Origin of the sequence: Pseudomonas sp. A2, from assembly GCF_023100865.1 — a bacterium.
GTDB classification, from domain to species: Bacteria; Pseudomonadota; Gammaproteobacteria; order Pseudomonadales; family Pseudomonadaceae; genus Aquipseudomonas; species Aquipseudomonas asiatica.
Map to the genome: position 1 here is coordinate 3,206,642 of NZ_CP039127.1, position 23,597 is coordinate 3,230,238.

Annotated in this window: 18 protein-coding genes and 1 pseudogene; 11 read left to right on the plus strand and 8 right to left on the minus strand. The window is 59.5% G+C overall.

Features of this window, described 5'->3' with window-relative positions; translation table 11 throughout:
* Positions 1-102: 102 nt before the first annotated feature.
* The 7 genes and pseudogenes from E5221_RS14970 to tssI all read right to left on the minus strand — a co-directional run bounded on the left by E5221_RS14970 (position 103) and on the right by tssI (position 11,553).
* On the minus strand, positions 103-699 hold the full coding sequence (locus E5221_RS14970; RefSeq protein ID WP_247845888.1) for a hypothetical protein: 597 nt from the start codon (positions 697-699) through the stop codon (positions 103-105).
* Between the two features lie 6 nt (positions 700-705).
* Positions 706-3,762, minus strand: a pseudogene (locus E5221_RS14975) (RHS repeat-associated core domain-containing protein); the annotation flags it as partial.
* 88 nt (positions 3,763-3,850) lie between these two features.
* Entirely contained in the window at positions 3,851-4,399 is a 549-nt protein-coding gene (locus tag E5221_RS14980) for a DUF1629 domain-containing protein (protein ID WP_087503438.1), read from the minus strand.
* Positions 4,396-8,595, minus strand: coding sequence for an RHS repeat-associated core domain-containing protein (locus E5221_RS14985; RefSeq protein ID WP_247845889.1), 4,200 nt, complete (start codon positions 8,593-8,595; stop codon positions 4,396-4,398). Before E5221_RS14985 ends, E5221_RS14980 begins: the two co-directional genes overlap by 4 nt.
* Before the next feature lie 6 nt (positions 8,596-8,601).
* Positions 8,602-9,069, minus strand: coding sequence for a DUF1795 domain-containing protein (locus tag E5221_RS14990; RefSeq protein ID WP_003260502.1), 468 nt, complete (start codon positions 9,067-9,069; stop codon positions 8,602-8,604).
* A 35-nt stretch (positions 9,070-9,104) separates the two neighbouring features.
* On the minus strand, positions 9,105-9,689 hold the full coding sequence (locus E5221_RS14995; RefSeq protein WP_207832673.1) for a hypothetical protein: 585 nt from the start codon (positions 9,687-9,689) through the stop codon (positions 9,105-9,107).
* A 10-nt stretch (positions 9,690-9,699) separates the two neighbouring features.
* Positions 9,700-11,553 carry a type VI secretion system Vgr family protein gene (tssI, locus tag E5221_RS15000; protein ID WP_061552518.1) on the minus strand — a complete coding sequence of 618 codons (1,854 nt, stop codon included), beginning with the start codon at positions 11,551-11,553 and terminating at the stop codon, positions 9,700-9,702.
* Between the two features lie 270 nt (positions 11,554-11,823).
* Here tssI and E5221_RS15005 point away from each other — a divergent pair, with 270 nt between their 5' ends.
* From E5221_RS15005 to E5221_RS15020, 4 genes are all read left to right on the plus strand, one after another.
* Positions 11,824-12,840: a hypothetical protein gene (locus E5221_RS15005; RefSeq protein ID WP_061552519.1), complete on the plus strand. Its 1,017-nt coding sequence runs from the start codon at positions 11,824-11,826 to the stop codon at positions 12,838-12,840.
* 2 nt (positions 12,841-12,842) lie between these two features.
* Positions 12,843-13,400, plus strand: coding sequence for a hypothetical protein (locus tag E5221_RS15010; RefSeq protein ID WP_061552520.1), 558 nt, complete (start codon positions 12,843-12,845; stop codon positions 13,398-13,400).
* 97 nt (positions 13,401-13,497) lie between these two features.
* Entirely contained in the window at positions 13,498-13,920 is a 423-nt protein-coding gene (locus E5221_RS15015) for a hypothetical protein (RefSeq protein ID WP_233694840.1), read from the plus strand.
* Positions 13,917-14,174: a hypothetical protein gene (locus tag E5221_RS15020; RefSeq protein WP_061552521.1), complete on the plus strand. Its 258-nt coding sequence runs from the start codon at positions 13,917-13,919 to the stop codon at positions 14,172-14,174. The genes E5221_RS15015 and E5221_RS15020 overlap by 4 nt, the downstream gene beginning before the upstream one ends.
* Here the strand turns inward: E5221_RS15020 and E5221_RS15025 are convergent.
* Positions 14,168-14,476: a hypothetical protein gene (locus E5221_RS15025; protein ID WP_177342437.1), complete on the minus strand. Its 309-nt coding sequence runs from the start codon at positions 14,474-14,476 to the stop codon at positions 14,168-14,170. The genes E5221_RS15020 and E5221_RS15025 overlap by 7 nt on opposite strands.
* A gap of 284 nt (positions 14,477-14,760) precedes the next feature.
* Here E5221_RS15025 and E5221_RS15030 point away from each other — a divergent pair, with 284 nt between their 5' ends.
* The 7 genes from E5221_RS15030 (at position 14,761) to tssH (ending at position 23,588) form a co-directional block, all read left to right on the plus strand.
* Complete coding sequence (locus E5221_RS15030) at positions 14,761-15,510, plus strand: hypothetical protein (RefSeq protein WP_247845890.1); 750 nt, start codon at positions 14,761-14,763, stop codon at positions 15,508-15,510.
* A gap of 64 nt (positions 15,511-15,574) precedes the next feature.
* Complete coding sequence (gene tssB, locus E5221_RS15035; RefSeq protein ID WP_012272397.1) at positions 15,575-16,114, plus strand: type VI secretion system contractile sheath small subunit; 540 nt, start codon at positions 15,575-15,577, stop codon at positions 16,112-16,114.
* A gap of 14 nt (positions 16,115-16,128) precedes the next feature.
* The gene (gene tssC / locus E5221_RS15040; RefSeq protein WP_039613672.1) at positions 16,129-17,631 is read left to right on the plus strand and encodes a type VI secretion system contractile sheath large subunit; all 1,503 of its coding nucleotides are present in this window, start codon (positions 16,129-16,131) and stop codon (positions 17,629-17,631) included.
* A 26-nt stretch (positions 17,632-17,657) separates the two neighbouring features.
* Entirely contained in the window at positions 17,658-18,140 is a 483-nt protein-coding gene (gene tssE / locus E5221_RS15045) for a type VI secretion system baseplate subunit TssE (RefSeq protein WP_013972749.1), read from the plus strand.
* A complete protein-coding gene (gene tssF / locus E5221_RS15050; RefSeq protein WP_013972750.1) occupies positions 18,140-19,960 on the plus strand; it encodes a type VI secretion system baseplate subunit TssF in 1,821 nt (606 codons plus the stop codon). The genes tssE and tssF overlap by 1 nt, the downstream gene beginning before the upstream one ends.
* Positions 19,924-20,994, plus strand: coding sequence for a type VI secretion system baseplate subunit TssG (gene tssG, locus E5221_RS15055; RefSeq protein WP_015270493.1), 1,071 nt, complete (start codon positions 19,924-19,926; stop codon positions 20,992-20,994). The genes tssF and tssG overlap by 37 nt, the downstream gene beginning before the upstream one ends.
* The gene (gene tssH, locus E5221_RS15060; protein ID WP_247845891.1) at positions 20,991-23,588 is read left to right on the plus strand and encodes a type VI secretion system ATPase TssH; all 2,598 of its coding nucleotides are present in this window, start codon (positions 20,991-20,993) and stop codon (positions 23,586-23,588) included. Before tssG ends, tssH begins: the two co-directional genes overlap by 4 nt.
* Positions 23,589-23,597 lie beyond the last annotated feature (9 nt).

The window sequence follows — 23,597 nt, forward strand, 5'->3', positions numbered from 1 at the left end:
AGGCAGCCATCACAAACCGGAATGTTAAAGAACCTTATGCTATTGAATTGTTATTTGGCCAAGCACTAAAAACCGCAAGAAAAAATACAACCCAACCAAGATTCAGCCCCAAGGGGCATAAATGAAATCGCCATCAATTTTCGTAAACTCTAGCCCTGCAAGATTTCTCTCCAAGTAACCGCGCATGAATTCTGAAGAGCAGACCATTTGTTTTATCTCCTCACAATAAAAAAGATCCTCATCAATACCCCCCCTTATAACGAACTTCTCGATCCTATCATAAACCACAGGCATGCCTTGGCGCTCGCTCTCAGGCCTCAACAGCCCCTCATCCATGAGAGCAAATTTGGATTTTTCCACATCTAGAATTGAACATCTGCTCTGGACAAAAAACAGACTATAACCCTTACTTGCCTCACGCCCTTTGCGCAACTCAATCGCCAAAGGCACACTAAAATATTTGCAATTATACAAATCACAAAGATTCACAAAATCTAAAGACACGATGTATTGTTCAAAGAATGCATCGCCATAAAATACATCCAGATCAATTTTAGCTTGATATGCATCTCCAAACATATCTCTACTGGGATTCTCTAAAACCTGATTAAACTCCGGCAGTTTAGGAGTCCATTCAATATCAAAAAAAAGCGGAACCCCATGACCTTCATCAGCATTAATCATATAAAAATCTTTCATAACACCTCACAACAACCTACCCGAAACAGGATCGACTTTAAATAGACCATTCTGAAGACCTGACCTTGCCCAATCCTGAATATTTTTTATACCCAAAATTAGTTGCGTATCGCTCAATTGAGGAGCCAGTTTGTTAAGCTCAAGTAGCTTTTTACCCACTGCCGTTGTATACGCATCATGATTCGTCCAATGCCCAGGCAAATCAATATACTGAACGTTCTTCTTGTCCGGCAAAAAAATTCCGTTTGATGCGCCGTCACCATCAAAACCCAAACCCTTTAAACGCTTAAACATAGATCCAAATATAGGCTTATTCATCAATTGCTCAGGTATGAGATGGTGATTAGCCATCCCATCACCTGTTCTATGCCCCATATTCTGACCTAGCTTAGTAGAACACCACCCCAGCGGATCAATTTCTAAGGTAGGGTTTGCAGCGTACAAATAAATATTAATTCCACCTGCAAGTCCTATCGGATCTTGCGACAGGAACCGTCCTACCTCTGCGTCGTAGAAACGGAACGTATTGTAGTGCAGCCCTGTTTCAGAATCGAAGTACTGCCCCTGGAAGCGCAGATTCTGCTGGACCTGATCGATTACCAGCCTTTCAATTGTCCCCCACGAGCGATACGTCGCCTGCCAAACAATCGTGCCATCACTGTCCGTCAGCTCCAGCGGCGTACCAATCTGGTCAGTATGGAAATAATAGAGCTTCTGCTCTTCCCCTTCCGCCTGATCAACCCGCACCAACGGCGCATAGCTACCCGGCTCGTACAGATACAAAATGCTCTGCCCAGGCGTCTCCTCACGCAGCATCCGCAAGCCTTGCCAGAGGAAGCGCTTCTGTTCGACTTCGCCGTTGATCTCCGCCTGCTTGGCAACCCGTCGCCCCAGGCTGTCGTAACGGTAGTGCCCGGTACTCTCGAGCTTGCCATTGACCAATGTCTCCGCCCGCACCAGCCGGTTCTCGCAGTCATAGGCAAAGCTCTGCAGCTTGCTGTGCCCCGAGCGCTTTTCGATCAGGTTGCCCCACGGGTCGTAGCGGTACTCCTGATCCCGCCACTGCCTGATCCGGTTGTCCTTGACCTTGGCGAACTGTCGCGCATTGAAGTCCAGGCGGTTGGCTGCCGGGTCGTAACGGAACTCTTCGCTGCCCACCAGCGAGCCGGTATCACGGCTGCGCAACTGCCCGTTGGCTTCGTACTCGTATTTGATCTCACCCCGCAGCTTGTCGAGCGTACGCACCAGTTCACCCGCCGGGTCGTACTGATAACGGCGATGGATCGGGTTGTAGGCATGCTCCACCAGCAGCGAGGTATTGATACCGGTGTTGTGCACCTGCGAGAGCTTGTCGGCCGGCAAGGTCGAGGCAAACTGCCAGGCCTTGCGCCCCATCGCGTCATAACCGAAGCAGCTGGTGAGCTTGCCCTGAGTCCGGTACACCTCGCGGTGCAGGTCATCACGCTCCATATCGCTGATAACCTGGCCATCCAGGTTCAGCTGGTGCAGATGCCCACTGCCGTAGTACAGGTGATTGACCTTGCGGCCATCCGGCAGGGTCAATGTGGTCAGGTTGCCGAGCGGATCGTACTCGTAGCCGAGCGTGCCGTCGGGGATGATTTCTTTGGTCAGCCGCCCCAGCAGATCGTAGGCGTACTCCAGCTTCTCTTCCGTGATCCCAAGCTGCTTGCCGATCCCGGTCGGTTGCCGCTCGATGCTCAGCAACCGGTCGCCGTCATCGTACGCATAGTCTTGACGCGCATCGCGGTTGATCTTGGCGACCAATCGGCCAATGGTGTCACGCTCAAACAGCGTATGCCGCTCCGGCCGCTCGGCATTTTCGCCATAGCCAATCTCATCCAGTCGCGTGAGATGGCCTCCGACGTTGTAGCTGAAACGCCGGGTCAGGTTATCCACCCGCACTTCTTCAGTCAGCCGGTCCGAAGCGTCGTAGGCAAAGCTGTACGTGGCGTTGTTCTCATTGACCAGCGCGATCAGGCGCACGGCCTTGTCGTACTCGTAGCGTACCCGCTGGCCCTTGGCATCCTGGCGGCTGCTCGGCAGGCCACGCGCCGTACGCATCAGGCGTGTGGTCTGGCCCTTGCCGTCGGTGTGGCTGATTACCTGGCCGTAGACGTTGTAGGTGAAGGTTTCCGCGGTACCGTCCGGGTGACTGATGCGCAGCACTTCGCCGTCGGGCTTGCGCTCCAAGGTGGTGGTCTGGTTCAGCGCATCGGTTACCGCGACGAGGTGCTGGCGTTCGTCGTAGCGGTACCAGGTGCTCTTGCCCGAGCAGTCCTGATAACGCTCGACCTGGGCCAGGGTGTTCCACCACAGGTACTTGGACTTGTAAGTCGCATCGATGATGGTATGCGGCAGGCCGTCATCGCTGTTCAGGTACTCGGTCATCTGGCCGAGGGCATCGAATTCGGCGAGCAGGTTGCCCTTGTCGTCGTAGCGCGCTCGCCAGGTGCTGCCGTCCGGATAGCTGACCTGGGTCACCAACGTGGTCAGGTGGTGATATTCGTAGGTGGTCTTGCGGCCCAGCGGGTCGGTTTCTTCCAGCAGGCGGGCGTATTCATCGTACTTGAAGGCGAGCCGGTTGCCGTCCGGCAAATCCAGGCCAACCATGTTGCCCTGCTCGTCCAGCTCGATGGCGTAGCGTTCGCCACCGTAGTCACGGCTGGCGAGCACGCGGTGGTCGGCGTTGTACTGCACTTCCAGCTCGCGGCCGAGCACGTCGGTGGCCCAGCTGGTGCGGGCGTCGAGGTCGTAGCGGAAGTGGTAGTGCTCGCCATCGCTGGTCCAGTGCTCGACCACCCGTGGTTTGCCACCCTGGGTTTCCCAGCGGTAGTGGCAGCCCAGGCCCAGGGCTTTGCTGTGAGTGACCATCAGGCCTTCGGCGTAGCTGAAGTTGCGCACGGTGCGTGCCGTAGCGGTTGATTACCGTCGTCAGCTAGCCGTGCTCGTCGTAGCGGTACTTACCACGCGCTTGATGTCGGTCGGGCCAAGGGCATTCTCGTCGCGGTGCAGCGGTATCTCAGCGTTAATGTCTTGTACTTCGTCAATAGGACTGAGGTTTACGCCTCAGTCCTTGACACTCTGGGTTTTTAAGGAGCATTTGGATACACAATCGCCTTCACGGCGTGAATCAAACTGCTTCAACTTCCTTGAAATCCAAACCTTTCAAGCCTATCCGCTTTGCCGCCTCTAAAAACCTATCAGACACATAAATAGAAAGTGGGTTTTCAGCTACGCGAAAAACGTCGAACCCCTGTACTGCCTGATGATTCAATACTAGCTTGTAAACAACCAGGCCGTTAGGGTACTCATCAAATTCCGACAGTTCTTTATTAAGTGCGCCATCAATTTTCGCATCAACCACTACACCTAAATGATCTGGGTTTGGGGATAGAACATCTACATCCACAAAAGAGTCAGAAGCTATAGATTGAAGAAGGCTTTTAGCCTTGGACGTCAAAACAAGCACGGGACTGAAGAAAGTAAACACATCAGAGCCATCCTTTTTTCTCTTGTCGTCAGAGTTAAACTCTAACTCATACTGCCTGGAAAACACAGCACTGGAATCTTTACCAAAGGCATACTGCTGTGCGGCATCATACAAGGCCAGTTCGTCTCCCTTACCGACAAGTGTTTTAAATTCATCGCTCTGAGTTATATAATAATATTTCATAATCATCCAAAAATGTCTTTCCAGCTGGACTCTCTAGGAGCATTCAATAATTTTTGCCGGATATTTCCTATCGCTTTGAGCACTGCATCCTTACCACCTGCGGCATCGGCATTTGCTATAATTTTATTGACAGATTCAAAGTAACTATTAGGATGCTTCCCGTTGTGCAGTATCCCTGGCACACTGATATCAGTGTTAAATCTATTTGGCAAGAAAACCCCGTTAGCCGCGCCGTCAACGTCAATTCCATGCTTATTCAAAATTGCCCTAGCAGGGGCGGCGAGTTTTGCGCTATCTCCGACAATATGGTGGGCCGCGGTGTTTTGAGGTCGCGCCACACCGCTACTTTCCAGATTTTTCCCCAGCGCTTTTGAGCACCAGCCCAAGGGGTCTATCCAGCCAATAGAATTCGGAGCGTAGCTATATAAGTTTCTCCCACCAGACAAACCAATTGGATCCTGAGTGATAAACCTACCAACTTCCGGATCGAAATACCTAAAGGTGTTGTAATGCAGCTCCGTTTCACAATCTAGATACTGCCCCTGGAAACGTATGTTCTGCATGACCTTGTTGACCGTCAGCTGCTCTATCTCGCCCCATGAGCGATAAGTCGCTTGCCAAACGATCTGCCCGTCGCTATCGGTCAATTCCAGCGGCGTACCAATTTGGTCGGTATGGAAGTAATAAAGCTTCTGCCCTTCCCCTTCCGCCTGATCTACCCTCGCTAACGGCGCATAGCCACCCGGCTCGTACACATACAAGATGCTCTGCCCAGGCGTCTCTTCTCGCAGCATCCTCAAGCCTTGCCACAGGAAGCGCTTCTGTTCAACCTGGCCGTTGATCTCTGCCTGTTTAGCCACCCGCCGTCCAAGACTGTCGTACCGGTATTGCCCAGAGCTCTCTAACTTGCCGTTGACCACCGTTTCAGCCCGAACCAGACGGTTCTCGCAGTCATAGGCAAAGCTCTGCAGCTTGCTGTGCCCCGAGCGCTTCTCGATCAGGTTGCCCCAAGGATCATAGCGGTACTCCTGGTCCCGCCACTGCCTGATCCGGTTGTTCCTGACCTTGTCAAATTGGCGCGCATTGAAGTCCAGACGGTTGGCTGCCGGGTCGTAGCGGAATTCTTCGCTGCCTACCAGCGAGCCGGTATCGCGGCTGCGCAACTGGCCGTTCGCTTCATACTCGTACTTGATCTCGCCCCGCAGCTTGTCGAGGGTTCGCACCAACTCTCCAGCCGGGTCGTACTGGTAACGGCGGTGAATCGGGTTGTAGGCATGCTCCACCAGCAACGAGGTATTGATCCCGGTGTTGTGCACCTGCGAGAGCTTGTCGGCCGGCAAGTTCGAGGCAAACTGCCAGGCCTTGCGCCCCATCGCGTCATAACCGAAGCAGCTGGTGAGCTTGCCCTGAGTCCGATACACCTCGCGGTGCAGGTCATCACGCTCCATATCGCTGATAACCTGGCCATCCAGGTTCAGCTGGTGCAGGTGCCCACTGCCGTAGTACAGGTGGTTGACCTTGCGACCATCCGGCAGGGTCAATGTGGTCAGGTTGCCGAGCGGATCGTACTCGTAGCCGAGCGTGCCGTCGGGGGTAATTTCTTTGGTCAGCCGCCCCAGCAGATCGTAGGCGTACTCCAGCTTCTCTTCCGTGATCCCAAGCTGCTTGCCGATCCCGGTCGGTTGCCGCTCGATGCTCAGCAACCGGTCGCCGTCATCGTACGCATAGTCTTGACGCGCATCGCGGTTGATCTTGGCGACCAATCGGCCAATGGTGTCACGCTCAAACAGCGTATGCCGCTCCGGCCGCTCGGCATTTTCGCCATAGCCAATCTCATCCAGTCGCGTGAGATGGCCTCCGACGTTGTAGCTGAAACGCCGGGTCAGGTTATCCACCCGCACTTCTTCAGTCAGCCGGTCCGAAGCGTCGTAGGCAAAGCTGTACGTGGCGTTGTTCTCATTGACCAGCGCGATCAGGCGCACGGCCTTGTCGTACTCGTAGCGTACCCGCTGGCCCTTGGCATCCTGGCGGCTGCTCGGCAGGCCACGCGCCGTACGCATCAGGCGTGTGGTCTGGCCCTTGCCGTCGGTGTGGCTGATTACCTGGCCGTAGACGTTGTAGGTGAAGGTTTCCGCGGTACCGTCCGGGTGACTGATGCGCAGCACTTCGCCGTCGGGCTTGCGCTCCAGGGTGGTGGTCTGGTTCAGCGCATCGGTTACCGCGACGAGGTGCTGGCGTTCGTCGTAGCGGTACCAGGTGCTCTTGCCCGAGCAGTCCTGATAACGCTCGACCTGGGCCAGGGTGTTCCACCACAGGTACTTGGACTTGTAAGTCGCATCGATGATGGTATGCGGCAGGCCGTCATCGCTGTTCAGGTACTCGGTCATCTGGCCGAGGGCATCGAATTCGGCGAGCAGGTTGCCCTTGTCGTCGTAGCGCGCTCGCCAGGTGCTGCCGTCCGGATAGCTGACCTGGGTCACCAACGTGGTCAGGTGGTGATATTCGTAGGTGGTCTTGCGGCCCAGCGGGTCGGTTTCTTCCAGCAGGCGGGCGTATTCATCGTACTTGAAGGCGAGCCGGTTGCCGTCCGGCAAATCCAGGCCAACCATGTTGCCCTGCTCGTCCAGCTCGATGGCGTAGCGTTCGCCACCGTAGTCACGGCTGGCGACCACGCGGTGGTCGGCGTTGTACTGCACTTCCAGCTCGCGGCCGAGCACGTCGGTGGCCCAGCTGGTGCGGGCGTCTAGGTCGTAGCGGAAGTGGTAGTGCTCGCCATCGCTGGTCCAGTGCTCGACCACGCGCGGCTTGTCGCCGAGGGTTTCCCAACGGTAGTGGCAGCCCAGGCCCAGCGCGTTGCTGTGGGTTACCATCAGGCCTTCGGCGTAGCTGAAGCTGCGCACCGTGTCGCCGTTGCGGTTGATCACCGCGCTCAGCTGGCCGTGTTCGTCATAGCGGTACTGGGTGAGCGTTTCCACCGCTTCGTTGTTCACCACGCGCTTGATGTCGGTCAGGCGACCCAGCGGGTTGTCGTAGTGCAGGTGCACGCGGGTGCCACCAGTGGCGCTGATGTCGGTCAGCGTGCCGTCTGGCGTGCGGGTGAAATGCAGGAAGTGGCCGAGGGCGTTTTCGATGCGTTGCAGCGGCACTTCGCTGTTGGTGTCTGGCACTTCGCCGAAATAGAAGAACAGGTTGTCGAGGGTTTGCAGGATGTAGTGGCCGCCCTCGGTGCATACCAGGTACACCTGTTCGTGCGGGTTGTAGATGCGCTGGCCCGGTTGCAGGGTCACGAACGGGATTTCGCGGCCCTGGTTGTCGGTGAGGTAGATGAACGAGCCCTGGCGGCGCAGGCTCTGCTCCCAGGGCAGCACCCAGCCGCGACCGAGCACGCTATCGACAGTCAGGTCGCTGGCGTAGAAGCGTGACCACTCGATCGGCATCAGGCCAGGCAGGCTGAAGTCGATTTCGTCGGGGATCAGTTTGCGGCCGGTGGTGAGGTCGACCGGGTTGCCGACCAGGCCGCCGATGGCCCTGCGGGCGACGGGTTCGACCACGTAGCGGCTGGCCACCTCGCCGGCGACGAAGCCGGCGGTGAACTTCAGGGCGCAAGGCATGACGGCTTTCATGCCGGCTTGCGTACCGGCCTTGATCAACTGCGCGATACCACCCGCGGCACCGGCGATGGCCATCAGCACATCCACGGTGGTGCGCAGCCACTCCGGGATCTCGTCATCCACTGGCAGATAGCGGTAGGTGCCACCGCCGATGATGACGTTGTCCGACCCACCGGAAATGGTCGCGCCGCAGGTCAGCTTGTCGCCCTTGCGTGCAGCCGCGACGCTGTTGATGAAGACATTGGTCGAGCCTTCGGCGATCTGCACCGGGCCAGGGTGCTTGTCGCAGGCACCGATGCTTTTTTCGACGCGGGCGGCCTTGCGGCTGTTGATGAAAACGTTGGGTGAGGCAGTGGTTATCGTCCCTGAGGGGGACGAGAACATACTGCCTATCGCCTCTCCGGCGGCGGTCAGCAAGCTGCCTCCGATGCCGGCTGCGAGGCCGGCCAGCAAAGCCACGCCGAACCCACAGGTGAAGGTGGCGATGGCCACCGTGGCCACCAGCGCGATGCCCAGGGCTGCCCCGATCAGGAAGCCCCCCAGCGCGCTGGTGTGCGATATCTCGTCGCCGAACCTGGCCGCTTCGAACATGAGGGATTACTCCTGTTCGCCGGACTCGGCGCTGGTTACGGACGGGGCTCGTGGGGTGAAGCTGGCCAGCAAGTTGTCCCAGTCCTGGTTCTGCTGGGCACTGAAGTCGGCCTGTGCGGTGGTGGAAAAGATCAGGGCACGCCCGGGGCTGATGATGAAGGCGGCCTGGCGCTGATACAGCGGGCGGCCCTGGTTCATGTAGTAGGCGTCGATCTGGATGCCGGCAATGGGTGCGGTAGCCGAGAGCGAGACGGCCTTGTTGCCCATGCGGGTGTAACCACGCAGCTTGGAGGTGAGCATCTTCACCTGGCGATCGACATAGGCCTGCAGCGCTTCGTCCGGCAGCAAGGTGTCACGCGAGATGGTGATGCTCAACGGTGCTGGAACACTGGCACCCAAGACGAACATGTTGACCGTGCGGTCCTCGAAACCTGCCGGCAGCGCGATGCCGCCTTCCTGCAACTCGTAATCCATGCGATGAAAATTCCTGATAGCGAAAAAATCGGGTGTCAGCCCTGCGCGAAGCCATCGAGCATGCGGTCGAACTCGGCCAGCCACTGGCTCAGGCCCGGCTTGCTTGGGTCGATCACGCTGGAAATATCCAGCCATTGCAGCGACTCGCTGCCGGCGATGGGCACCAGCGCGCCGACCAGGCGACCGTGCCGGGGCTCGTGGCCAGCATTGAAGTGGAAATCCAGGACCTTGGCCGGGTTACCAGCCAGGTGGGAATCACGTTGACGAATCACGCGCAGTTGCGGGTTCAATTCGCGCAAGGCCTGGATCGCGCCCTCGAACAATTGCTCCAGCGGTTGCCTGGCGCGTACATCACGGCGGCGGATGCTGAGGCTGATCGGCTCGCCTTCATGCTCGATGGTGGTCTGGATGTCGCGAAAGCGAAAGCCGATCGGAAACTGCAGAGTGAAACCTGCGAAGGTGAAACCGCTGCCCACATCCTGCAACGCGGCTGGCACCGGTTCCGGCTCGGGCACAGGCTCAGGCACATGAGCGGCTTCCGCCAACCTGGCCAGCCGCGCAGCCTCCTCTTGCGCTTCGCGCCTGGCAGAGATTCGGTCGTAGATCGAGGGCTTGTACATGAACCTTGCCTCAGTCGTTGATCCGCACTGCAGCGCCAGTGATCTGGGTGGTGTCGGTGCTGGTGGTCACGATGACCTTGCCTTTGATCTCGATGCCTTCCGGGGTCAGCGTGATGCTGCTGTCGCCCACCTGCAGGATGATGTGCTGCTTGGCAGCCACCTGTATGAACTGGTTGTCGACCTGCAGGGTGTAGGAACCTTCGGTCACTTGCACCATGGTGTCTTTCTTGACCGTTTCGGTGTGCGTGCCGCCCACCGTAATCGTGCGGTTGTTCCCCACATCATGGGTCTCATCCAACTCGATCTCGGTATCCATGTTGCGCTCGGCATGCATGATGATCTGCTCGGCGCCAGCCTTGTCCTCGAAGCGGAAGAAGTTGGCGGTACCGCCGTCGCCCTTCATCGACCGGGTCAGGAAACCACTCTGGGTCTTGTTCGCCGGCAGCGACCATGGCGGGGTGTTGGTGCTGTTGTACAGGCTGCCCATGATCAGCGGGCGGTCGGGGTTGCCATCGAGGAACACCACCACCACTTCGTCGCCCACGCGTGGGATCTGGATGCTGCCGAAGCCACCGCTGGCACCAGCTTGGGCGACGCGTACCCAGCAGGAGCTCTGGTCGTTGAACTCGCCGTTGCGGTCCCAGTGGAACTGTAACTTCACCCGGCCCAGTTCATCGGTGTAGATCTCTTCGCCGGGGGGGCCGACGATGATGGCAGTCTGCGGCCCGCTGATGCCCGCCCTAGGCGTGTTCAATGCAGGGCGGAACGGAATTTTCCGGCGAATGCAGCTGAAGCTGTTGCGGTAGCCCGCCTCACCGTCGTTGGTGTAATTGTTCTGCCCCCAGTGGGTAACCGAAAGCAGCAGAAACTGTCGGTCATCCGGGGCGTCATTGTCGTGATCGTAATGCTGACTCAATTCAAAGTAGTAGCCAGGCTCCATGACGCGACAGTTGCTCTCGCCATGGAAGGTCTTGCCGTCCACTTCCATCGCCTCCAGCCGACGCCGCGCCTTGCGCACGCCTTCATCGGCATCGGCGTAGCCGTAGAGACCTTCGTATTCGAAGACTTCATACTGGCCGACCTCGCCCTGCTGGTTGACGGAATTCAACTGCACCAGGTGTGGGTTGCCCGGTTGCTTGTAGTCGAAGGATTTCAAGGCCAGGCGCGTTGGTTGCATCCGCCGCGCCGAAGACCATTTGGTGATCGAGTCTGCGGTTTCGGTGACTGAAGCACTGTGGTAACGAATCAGCGGTTGGCGCTCCAGCTGCGGAAGCATGCTGCTGTCATCGCTGATGATCATGCGATGGCCTTCCTGGGAGTGCTCGAAGGTGAAAAACAGCCCTTCTTGCTCGAGCAGGCGCAACACGAAGTTCAGGTCCGACTCCTGGTACTGGGTGCAGTAGCTGATCGGTTTGAGCGGTTGGCTCAGACGAAACTCGTAATCGGCCAGGGTCAGGTAGTACGCAAAGACGTCCTTGACGATCTGCTCGGTGGTCTTGTCCTGGAATATCCGCGAATCGCGGCGACGGCTGAGGATCCATATCCACGGCACGAGTTCGGCAGTGTAATTGGCAATGCCGCCGTCGGCACCAGCATGGACGAAGTCCGACACGTGCGCGCTGATGTAGCGTGTGCTGCCATCAGCCAGGGCGATCCCTACCGTCACTTTCTTGCCGATGAGCTTCTTGAGCTCGATGCGCGCATCCTGGGAGATAAGCTGCACCTGGAAACTGAACAGCTCCGAAATCCCCTCGCGGCCGCTGAAGCTCAGCAGTTGCAGTTCTTGTTCGGGCGGCAGCGGCGAGTCGAAGGTAAACAGACGTTGATGCTGCGTGAGGATCGATTCGAGGGCGTCCGTAATCATGTCAATGCATCCTGCATCAAGCTGGAAATCTTGCAATGAAAACGCGCTTAAAAGAGGCTGTCAAATGATGGCGATACGCCAGATTCCATCAAGCTGACGTCAAAATGCTTCTACGGGAAGCAGTATCGCGGACTGTAGAGCAGCAGGCGGTTTTTTGGTTAATTGCATCGTATTGTGTCCATCGGTTTGATCAGTCGGTCATCGGGGGTGTACGCTCCTTGCGCTCAGCCGAGAGGCAATACACTGCGAATTTCAGGGAGAAGAATCGCCATGAGCGTGAGTGAAAACCAACTCAGCCAACTGGACCGGGAGATGGACCAGAATCACCGGGAGATGGTGATCATGTCGATCGAGGACTTTCAGGCACAAGCCCAGTTCGCCCAGAGAACTCACGGTGCAACGCAGGCTCCACAAGTGTGCACACGCACCCAGGGCGACATGCTGACCGGCACCTGGCAGAGCGTGAAATCCACCTACAACGGCCTGCCCCACACCTTCGTCAATACGACCTGGGGCGTGCCCACGGCCATGGCCGCATGGGACATGAAAAATACTGCCGGTTTCATTCGCGACATGAACGGGCTGGGCACAAAGGTGCGCTACACCATACGCAACGGCAAGCAGTACGTGATCCTCACCGGCTACCCAGGCCTGCGCAAGACGCTAAATGCTCCCCGTTATGGCATCCAGAACGCCAAGCTGGTCAGCATGGGCATCGGCAAATACGGTGTGCGCGGTTCGTCGATCAAAGGCTTCAAGCTTTCGTGTTATGTGGCGGTAGCCATCGAAGTCGCAGAATGGGTATTTGCCGACGAGCATGTGATGAGCGACCTGTTTGGCGGTATTGGCGTTGAGCTGATCAAAGCCGGTATAGCTTCGGCGATCGGGTATGCTTTCGGGCTGGCCATTGGCTCAATGGCCACTTTCGCCGCCGCACCCGTCATCCTGGGGGCTGCCGTTGTATTCGCAGTTGGCGTTGGGCTTAACGAGCTTGATGTCCGCTATGGAATAAAAAACTCGGTTAAAGCGGGCCTTCGGTATGCCGTGGACCAAATTGAATATTTGGGCCAGCAGGCCATGCAGATTAGTACCAAGGACTTGCAAAAATACGCAGAGAAACAAATCACCAATATTGCTAGCGAGGTGGCAGACACTCTCTATAACGAGGCCAAGCGCTGGGCACTGCAAAAACTTCGGCCAGGAGACCTCAATCTGCCTGGATGGCCTACTGTGCCTGAACTTCCCTCTATGCCCTCACTCCCGACGTTCAACTTTCCAAAGTTTTAACCATGACTATTCAACCTCATGAGCTCCACGAGCGCTCTCCCCACCTGTTTCGTCTCATGGCCCTCGCGACTGGCCTAGCAACTTCGATATTGGGCATTCTGTCAGCTTATTGGCTTGGGAGCAATCTACTCTCCTTGTTCGGAAGGCTCTTAACGAATGCCCCAATCGTGGTGACGCCCTATCTGGTGTTTATGCTCATCGCCATGTGTACGGTCACCCCAATCATAGTTGTTACATCACTGCATGCCTGCTGGCGCGCGAAAAAATTCGACCCGCCCCCCCATTCCCGGATGTTCCGCTTTCAACATAACTCATACAAATTGACACTTTGGTCAATGATCTATATTGCGCCGGCGCTGGCATTACTCGTGACTTTTGGCCTGTGGTCGAAGGGGTACACCCCGTGCCAGAAACTCCTGATTTCAGGGTCGGCCTGGAAGGTGTACTGGGTCAATGATGTGCGATATTGCTTCAAACCTGATTTTTACAACAGCGACGAGCAACCCTGCAAGCGTGTTGGCAATCGAGCTATTTGCACGAAAGCTGATGGACAGCAGTGAGAAACACTAGTACAGCAGGGCTCTATAGATGAAAATTCGATACTCATAAACTTCATCTGTATCATCGCCCCTTAATATCAGACTGCTGGCTGTCGGCATGATCATCGCCATGCTGTTGGTCGCGGCCTTCTCGGTCTACGCCTACATCAACTACCTGTTCCCGCTGTACGGCAGATTACTGCGTGGCGCGCCTGTCGTGGAAACACCTTACCTCGCGTTCGGCCTGCTCATGGCACCGCCGGCGGTGGCAATTCTGCTGGTTGGTTGTGCGATATGTGCCTGGACCGGGAAAAAATTCGACCCGCCCGCAGGCACACGACTGCACCGCTTCCAGGCGCTGATGTTCGGGCTTTCCCTGAAGACGCTGCTCTACGTCGTCCCTGCCGTTATGGTTCTGACGACCCTTGCGCTGCTTGGCAGAGGCTACTCGCCCTGCCCTAAGCTGGTGATATCGGGCTCTGCCTGGCAATTGTTCTGGGTCAACGATGAGCGCATTTCACGCACCAGCAGAACGTCATGACTGTCGCCACTGCCATGGGCACGAAGACAATTTTTGGCGCCACCCCCAGCATGAACACTGAAATCATCAGCAGCAAAAACCAGAACGCCCAAATGCCCCCAAAAAAACGTTCAGTAGTGATCATGGAACTCGACTCTACCCGTCACTTTTCATTAGCCGACGTAGCGTGGCCATCAATGGCTGTCGCAAGCCAGCTCGTCGAGTTCATCCACCTGGCGCGAGGTGGAAAGGCCCACCGCAGACCATGTCACTGACCTGCCCCTGCGCGACCGGAGCAGGCGGCCATCCACCGCGTCGCCTGCTTCGCGGGCGTGCCCGCTCCCATAGTGATCATGCTCGTTTTCAAGGTTATTGACCAGACCGTTGCCTCTGCAGGTACGGCATAGGCCATCCAAACGGATGGACCACGCTTGATAACACCCTTGCGCGCGGCGCATTCCGTCGCGCTGCCATCATCCAGACGTGCTTTGGCAACACCTCCGGAGAATACGATCCGCGCAAAAAATGAGACCGGATTCACTTTTTGCAAAAAACTTTTGCAAAGAAATTTTCTCACGCTCATACCCCTCGCACACCCAAATTTTAGGGCTTGAACTCCCATTTCCCGCGCCCGAAACCCCAGTCAATATCACGACGCCATCATTGCGTCACATCACAAAGCGGGGAAAAAATTGCCTTCCTCGCCGGAACTTCTTCCGCAGCGAGGTGCCCTACTCGGCATTGCTGGCAACACGATATTCATGTGCCAGCACTCAAGTTTGCCGCCGTCGAGAGGCGCAATTTCAGGTCCACGCCATTGGCGTTTCAGGACGATCAAGCAGGCACATGGACGATGCACCGATGACACAGACATTCGATGTCGAAGCACTGATCAAGCTGCGTAGCCAGACGCGGGCGATCTCCGATGCGCTGAAGGCGCAGGCGGCGGATTACCTCGCCACGGTGGCACCGCTGATCCGTCCGCAAACCCTGTTTGGCGAATACCTGCAAGGCGCCCAGCGCAGCAGCGGGCGCGAAACCCAGGGCCACTTCCAGGCCCTGGTCGAACTCTACGAACGTATCGGCTCGGCCGCGCCGTTCCAGCTGGTCACCGAGCTGGAAGTACCGCTGAACCTGATCAGCACCACCCCCGAACTGTTCCCGCTGGAATACGACAAGGCCCTGGAACACAGCGGCCAGGTCATCCGCATCACCAGCCCGACCCGCTGGGTGGTGGGCTTCCACGCCTTCGACCTGGCGCGGTTTCGCAACGTCATCAAAGACCCCAACCGCAGCAGCGCCGAGCTGTACCGCTTCGTGGTGCACTACCTGGTGCTGTTCTACTGCCTGAGCAAGTCGCCTGGCCTTGGCCGGCTGTTCGAGGGCCTGCGCTACAACCTGAGCTTCGAGCGCCTCGAGGGCTTTGGCGACCTGCCGTTCTGCGTCATCAGCTCGCCGGTGCGCTCTGAACTGCCCGACGACTCGGTCATCCGCAGCAGCACGCAAATTGCCGGCAACACCAGCTTCGAAGAGCTGGTGGGCCGCGACAACATCCTGGAAATGAACGACGAAATCCGTCAGCGCCTGCTGCTGACGATCGAAGGACTGTAACGCGCAGCGCCCGGCAACGGGCCGCGCAATGATTCGCAGCGAATTGCTCGCACTGGAGAACACGATGGCGAAGAAGGAAAGCACTCAGCACAAACTCGACCGCGTTCGCGCGCCTCGGGTCCATATCACCTACGACGTGGACATCGGCGATGCCATCGAGAAAAAGGAGCTGCCCTTCGTCGTCGGCGTACTGGGCGACTTCTCCGGCAACCCGCTGGAGCCCCTGCCCAAGCTCAAGGACCGCAAGTTCGTGTTCATCGACCGCGACAACTTCAACGGCGTGCTCAAGGGCATCAAGCCACGCCTGACCTACCGCGTCGACAACACCCTGGCCAAGAACGGCACCCAGCTGGGCGTGGAGCTGAACTTCAACAGCCTCGAAGACTTCGAGCCACAGAACGTGGTCAAGCAGGTCGAACCGCTGCGCAAACTGCTGGAAGTGCGCAACAAGCTGGCCGACCTGCGTAACAAGATGGGCGGCAACGACAAGCTCGAAGAGCTGCTGATGGACGTGCTGCAGAACACCGAGAAGCTCAAGACCCTGGGCAAGGAATTCGGCCGTGAAGCCGAAGTGAAAGACCCATCCAGCAGCGATCGCGCCTGAGCAGGAGCCCGAACATGACCGACAAGCAAACCGCACCGCAACAGGCCGGCGAACTGGTCGAAGTGGAAAACTTCGCGCCACAGGCATCGTTGCTCGACAGCATCATTTCGCAAAGCCGCGTGGCCCGCTCCGACACCGAGCGCAACCGCACCCGCGACCTGATTGGCGAACTGGTGAACCAGGTGCTCGAGGGTGAGATGACCCCGAGCAAGGACCTGATCGCCGTGCTCGATTCGCGTATCGCCGAGATCGACGCGATGCTTTCCGAGCAGATGAACGAAATCATGCACGCCCGTGAATTCCAGCAGCTGGAAGCCTCCTGGCGCGGCCTGAAATACCAGGTAGACCAGACCGAGACCAGCACCACGCTGAAGATCCACCTGCTCAATGCCTCGAAGAAGGACCTGGTACGCGACCTGAAGGCCGCCAGCGAATTCGACCAGAGCGCGCTGTTCAAGAAGGTCTACGAAGAAGAGTACGGCACCTTCGGCGGCGCGCCTTTCGGCATGCTGATCGGTGACTACGAGTTCAACCGCAACCCCGAAGACATGTACCTGCTGGAGGAGATCTCGCACGTCGCCGCGGCCGCCCATGCCCCGTTCATTTCGGCCGCCTCCCCCGAGCTGTTCGGCTGGGACTCCTTCACCGAGATGTCCGGCCCGCGTGACCTGGCAAAGATCTTCGACACCGTCGAATACGCCAAGTGGAAGTCGTTCCGCGCCTCGGAAGACTCGCGCTACGTCGGTCTCACCCTGCCGCACGTGCTCGGTCGCCTGCCGTATGGCCCCGATACCACCCCGGTGGAAGAATTCAACTTCGTCGAAAGCGTCGATGGCCGCGACCACAACAAGTACCTGTGGATGAACGCTGCCTACGCCCTCGGCACCCGCGTTACCGATGCCTTCGCCCGCTACGGCTGGTGCGTGGCCATCCGCGGCGTGGAAGGTGGCGGCCTGGTCGAAGGTTTGCCAACCCACACCTTCAAGACCGACGACGGCGAAATCGCCCTCAAGTGCCCGACCGAAATCGCCATCACCGACCGCCGCGAAAAAGAGCTGTCGGACCTGGGCTTCATTCCCCTGGTGCACTGCAAGGGCACCGACTATGCCGCGTTCTTCGGCACCCAGTCGGCGCAGAAGCAGAAGCAGTACAACACCGACATCGCCAACGCCAACGCGCGCCTGTCGGCCCAGCTGCAGTACATCTTCGCCACTTCGCGCATCGCCCACTACATGAAAGCCATCATGCGCGACAAGATCGGTAGCTTCGCCTCGCGCATGGATGTCGAGCGCTTCCTCAACCAGTGGCTGGCCAGCTACGTGCTGCTCGACGACACCGCCAGCCAGGAAGCCAAGGCCAAGTTCCCGCTGCGCGAAGCCCGCGCCGAGGTGTTCGAAGTGCCGGGCAAGCCAGGTGTGTACAAGGCCGTGACCTACCTGCGCCCGCACTACCAGCTGGATGAGCTGACCGCTTCGCTGCGCCTGGTTGCCGAGCTGCCACAGGGCGCGCGCGGCTGACAGGCCGGTGTGTACAGGGATGACACATGAGTAACCAGGCCCGCCTGCTGCCCTCGCTGCTCGACCGACTGCTGGACGACCGTCCGTACCAGTCGGCCGAGCCAGCCGTGCAACGCACCTGCTCGTTGAGCGAGTACAAGGCCAGCATCGTCCGTGACCTGGAGGTACTGGTGAACACTCGCCAGAGCCTGGTCGCCGAAGAGCTGGAGGGCTACAGCCAGCTCGGTGGCTCCATCCTCGAATACGGCATGCCCGACTTCATCAGCCGCAGCGTGCTCGACCCGCATGATCGGCGCCTGATCCAGCAGCAACTGGAGCGGGCGATCAGCACAGGGGACCGACGTTTTCGCCGGGTCCGCGTGCAGCTGCTGGCCCAGCAGAACGGCCACCGCATGTTGACCTTCCGCGTGGACGCCGTGTTGCGTCTGCAGGACATCAGCCGCCAGGTGTCATTCGACGCCGTGCTGCAGGTCAACACCCAGGAATACAAAGTGCAGAACCTCAACTGATGCTCGACGAACTGCTGCCCTACTACGAAAAGGAACTGTCGCACCTGCGCTTCCTCGGCCAGGAGTTTGCCGCGCAGTACCCGAAAATCGCTTCGCGGCTGTTGATCGAGGGCGACAACTGCGAAGACCCGCACACCGAGCGCCTGATCGAGGCGTTCTCGTTCCTGTCTGCGCGGGTGCACAAGAAGCTCGATGACGAGTTTCCGGAAATCGTCGAATCCTTCCTCGAGGTGCTGTACCCACACTACCTGCGCCCTACCCCATCGATGTCGATTGCCGAGCTGAGCCTGGGCAAGCACGAGAAAGTCACCGAAGCCTACCGGGTGGCGCGCCATACCGAGATGCATGCCAATGCCGTAGAAGGTGTGGTGTGCAAGTTCCGCACCTGCTACCCGGTTGAGCTGTGGCCGATTGCCGTGCAGCAGGCCTCGTTCGCCGAACTGGAGCGTTCGGCCTTCAACGGCCACAGCGCCGACCTGGTCGCACGCCTGCGCATCCGCCTGGCAGCCACCGGCGATGCCCTGTTCGGGCAGATGGAACTGGACCGCCTGCGGTTCTTCCTCGACGGCGAGGCGACCCTGATGCTGCAGCTGTACGAGCTGCTGTTCAACAACCTGGCCAAGGCCACCCTGAGCTTCCAGGACCAGGGCCGCAGCCGCGAAGTGGCCTTGCCGGCCGATGCCCTGAAAGCCGTGGGCTACGCCCGTGACGAAGGCCTGGTGGACTACTCCGAGCGCTCGTTCCTGGGCTACCGCCTGCTGCACGAGTACTTCACCTTCCCCGACAAGTTCATGTTCTTCGACCTGAACGGCTTTGCCCGCATCCTGCAGGGCAAGGCCATCGAGCAGGTCGAGATCAACTTCTATTTCTCCGACTACGACCTCAGCGAGCGCCTGGCGCGGCTGACACAGAACATCGGGCGCAACAACTTCAAGCTCAACTGCACACCGATCATCAACCTGTTCCGCCAGCAAGCCGAACCGATCAAGCTGACCCACACCCAGCACGAATACCCGGTCACTCCCGATACACGGCTGCACAACGCTGCCGAAGTCGTCTCGATCGACCGCGTACGGCGGGTGCGCAAACTCGGCGGCATCGACCAGGTCGCCACCTGCCACCCGTTTTTCGAACCCCGTGGCGAGCAGGACCCGCACAGCAGCTTCTGGGTGGCGCGCCGGCGCATCCAGGGTGACGCCACCGCCATGAGCATCCGCGTGGTCGACCGGGACCTGGAGCTGATCGACGCCAGCAGCGACACCCTCAGCATCGGCCTTACCTGCAGCAACCGAGATGTACCGCTGATGCTGCCGTTCGGGGGCGAACGTGGTGACTTCAACATTCCCGCCAACTCGGTGATCAAGGATATCCGCTGCCTGCGCAAGCCTACCGCCACGGTGCGTGTGCCCCTGGGCAAGGGCCTGATCTGGCGGTTGATCGCCCACCTGTCGCTGAACCATATGTCGCTGGTCAGCCAGGGCCGCGAAGTGCTGCTGGAGCTGTTGTCGCTGTACAACTACCGCAATGTTTCCGCCATTCGCAAACAGATCAACGGCATCAAGGCGATCAGCAGCGAGCCGGTGGTCGCACGCATCGGCCACCCGCGGCCGAACTTCGTACGTGGCGTCGGCATCACGCTGACCCTGGATGAAAGCCAGTTCATCGGCAGTGGCGTGTACCTGTTCGGCATGGTGCTGGACCACTTCTTCGGCCAGTACTGCTCGATGAACAGCTTCACCCAACTGACCCTGCGCACCCAACAACGAGAAAAGAGAGTCGTCCAATGGCCAGCACGCACCGGCGATCAGCCCCTGGTCTGATCGATCAGGCCCGAGCCGAGCCGCACCGATTCGAATTCTTTCAATTGGTGCGCCTGCTCCGCCTGCACTACAGCCGTACCGGGCGCATGGACCTGGCAACCCGGCCGCACGAAGACCCGCTGCGTTTTCGTACCCAGCTGTCGCTGGCGTTCCCGGCCAGCGAGGTCAGCGACCTGCACTTCGAGCGCGAAGGCAAGGTGTCGCCGGCCGGCTTGCCGCTGTCGGAAGTGCAGGTCACCTTCATGGGCCTGGTCGGGCCGTCAGGCGTACTGCCGCGCCCGTATACCGAGCTGCTGCTGGAGCGCCACGTGCAGTATCGCGACGATGCCGCCCACGCGTTTCTCGACATCTTCTCGCACCGCATGACCACGCTGTTCTACGAAGCCTGGCAGAAGTACAAATTTCATATCGAGCACGAGCGCAATGGCACTTCGGGCTTCGATGGCTACCTGCTCAACCTGGTCGGCCTCGGCCCGCGCGCGCAGCAACTCAAGTTCGAGCAGCAACCAACCGCGCTGCGCCGCGAGCTGTTCAGCTACTTTGCCGGCCTGCTCAGCCAGAAGCCGCGCAACGCGCTGAACCTCGAACGCATGCTCGGCTTCTATTTCTCGCTGCCGATCAAGGTCCGCCAGTTCGCCGGGCGCTGGCTGCACCTGCAGCCCGAACAATGCACCCAGCTCGGCCGCCGCAATGCCCAGCTCGGCCACAGCGCCGTAGCCGGCAACCGGGTCTGGGACTACCAGTCGTGCATCCGCATTGAGCTGGGCCCGCTGAGCCTGGCCGATTACCAGCGCTTCCAGCCGGGCACCGCGTGCTACCGCAAGCTGGTCGAGCTGGTGCGCTTCTATATAGGCGCCGAACTGGATTTCGAAATTGCCCCGCGCCTCAAGCGCGAGGCGGTGCCACGCGCCCAGCTGGGCCGCAGTGGCAATGTCGCCCTGGGCTGGCTGGGCTGGCTCAAACGCCCTGGTCGTGACGCGGAGCCTTCGCGTTGCGCCGTCTTCCACATTCCTTACGATGGGGTCGCCTTGTGAACCTGAAGTCTCTGTTCGCCAAGCTCAACGAAACCAGCCGCACGGCCACGGAAAGCGCGGCGGCCCTGTGCCTGTCGGAGCACCATTACGACGTGGAGGTGGAGCACCTGCTGCTGCAGTTGCTCGACAACAGCGACAGCGACCTGGCGCCAATCCTGCGCCACTACGAAGTAGTCGCCGAGCGCCTGCAGGCGCAGTTGGTCACGGCCCTGGGCACCTTCAAGAAAGGTAATACCCGCACCCCGGCGCTGTCGCCGCACATCACCCGCATGATCGAACAGGCCTGGTTGCTGGCGTCGATCGAATACGGCGTCGGCCAGGTGCGCAGCGCTCACCTGCTGCAGGCCCTGCTCGATGATGCCGAACTGCGTCGCGTGGTGATCGCCTCGGCGCCGGAGCTGGAGAAAATCAACGCAGATGACCTGCGCCTGAACCTTGCGGCGCTGGTGGAAGGCAGCGCCGAGTCCCGGCAGGCCAGCCCGCTGGCCAGCCCTGCGGCGCCAGTGAACAGTGCGAGCAAGGCCGGCGGCAAGACTCCGGCGCTGGACCAGTACACGGTCAACCTCACCCAGAGCGCCCGCGAAGGCCGCATCGATCCGGTGCTGGGCCGCGAGTTCGAAGTAAGGCAGATGGTCGACATCCTCACCCGTCGCCGCCAGAACAACCCGATCCTCACCGGCGAAGCCGGGGTCGGCAAAACCGCCGTGGTCGAAGGCCTGGCCCTGCGCATCGCCCAAGGTGACGTGCCGGCGGTGCTCAAGGATGTGGCCCTGCACACCCTCGACCTGGGCCTGCTGCAGGCCGGCGCCGGGGTCAAGGGCGAGTTCGAGAACCGCCTCAAGGCAGTGATCGAAGAGGTCAAACGCAGCCTGCACCCGATCATCCTGTTCATCGACGAAGCCCACACCCTGATCGGTTCCGGTGGCCAGGCCGGGCAGAACGATGCCGCCAACCTGCTCAAGCCGGCCCTTGCCCGTGGCGAGCTGCGCACCATCGCGGCCACTACCTGGGCCGAATACAAGAAGTACTTCGAGAAGGACGCCGCACTCGCCCGCCGCTTCCAGGTGGTCAAGGTGGAGGAACCCGACGAAGACAAGGCCATCCACATGCTGCGCGGCCTGCTCGGCAAGATGCGCGAACACCACAAGGTAGCGGTGATGGACGAAGCGCTGGTGCAGGCCGTGCGCCTGTCCAACCGCTACATCACCGGCCGCCAGCTGCCCGACAAGGCGGTCAGCGTGCTCGACACCGCCTGCGCACGCATCGCCCTGGCGCAATCGTCGCAACCTGGCGCCCTGGAAGACTGCCGACGCCAGATCGACAACCTGCAGGCCGAAATCGCCGTGCTCGGCCACGAAGCAGTCAAAGGCCACGACCACACTCGCCGCCTGGGCGAGCTGCAGGCTGCCCTGCAGGCCGAGCAGCAGCGGGAGCAGCAGTTGAACACGCAGTGGCAACAGGAGCTGGAACTGGTCGAACAGCTCAAGGCGCTGGACGCCGCCAGCGAGGCCGATGCCGAGCAGCTCAACGCCCTGCGTGCCGAACTGGCCCGCGTGCAAGGCGACCAGCCCCTGGTCCATGCCCTGGTCGACAGCGGCGCCATCGCCCAGGTCATCAGCGGCTGGACCGGTATCCCGCTGGGCAAGATGCTGCGTGACGAGATCGACACCGTGCAGCGCCTGCCGGCCCTGCTTGGTGAGCGCGTGCTGGGCCAGGACCACGCCCTGCACGAGATCGGCAAGCGCATCAAGATTTCCCGCGCACGCATGGAAGACCCGAACAAACCGATCGGTGTGTTCCTGCTGCTCGGCCCCAGCGGCGTCGGCAAGACCGAAACCGCGCTGGCCCTGGCCGATACCCTGTACGGCGGTGAACGCAACCTCATCACCATCAACATGTCCGAGTACCAGGAAGCCCACACCGTTTCGAGCCTCAAAGGCTCGCCTCCTGGCTATGTCGGCTATGGCGAAGGCGGCGTGCTGACCGAGGCGGTGCGCCGCAAGCCGTACAGCGTGGTGTTGCTCGACGAGGTGGAAAAAGCCCACCCCGACGTGCTCGAACTGTTCTTCCAGGTATTCGACAAGGGCGTGCTGGACGATGGCGAAGGCCGCGAGATCAATTTCCGCAACACGGTGATCATCCTCACCTCCAATACCGGTACCGAGCGCATCATGCAGACCTGCCTGAACGCCACCGAGCTGCCGACGCCCGCAGCGATCGTCGAAGACCTGCGTGACCAGCTCAACAATGTGTTCAAGCCGGCCTTCCTCGGCCGCCTCAGCATCGTGCCGTTCTACCCGGTGCAGGACCAGATCCTCGAGCGCATCGTCGCCCTCAAGCTCGAACGTATCGCCAAGCGCTTCGCCCGCAACCACCAGGCCGAGCTCAGCTACGACCAGGCGTTGGTCAAGGCCATCGCCGCGCGCTGCACCGAGGTCGACAGCGGTGCGCGCAACATCGACAACATCCTGTCCCAGACCCTGATGCCCGAGCTCGCCCAGCGCGTGCTTGAGCGCATGGCCCAGGACACGCCGATCCAGCGTCTTGCGATCGAGCTGGGCAGCGATGGCGATTTCGCCTATCGCGTGGCCTGACCAGTACAC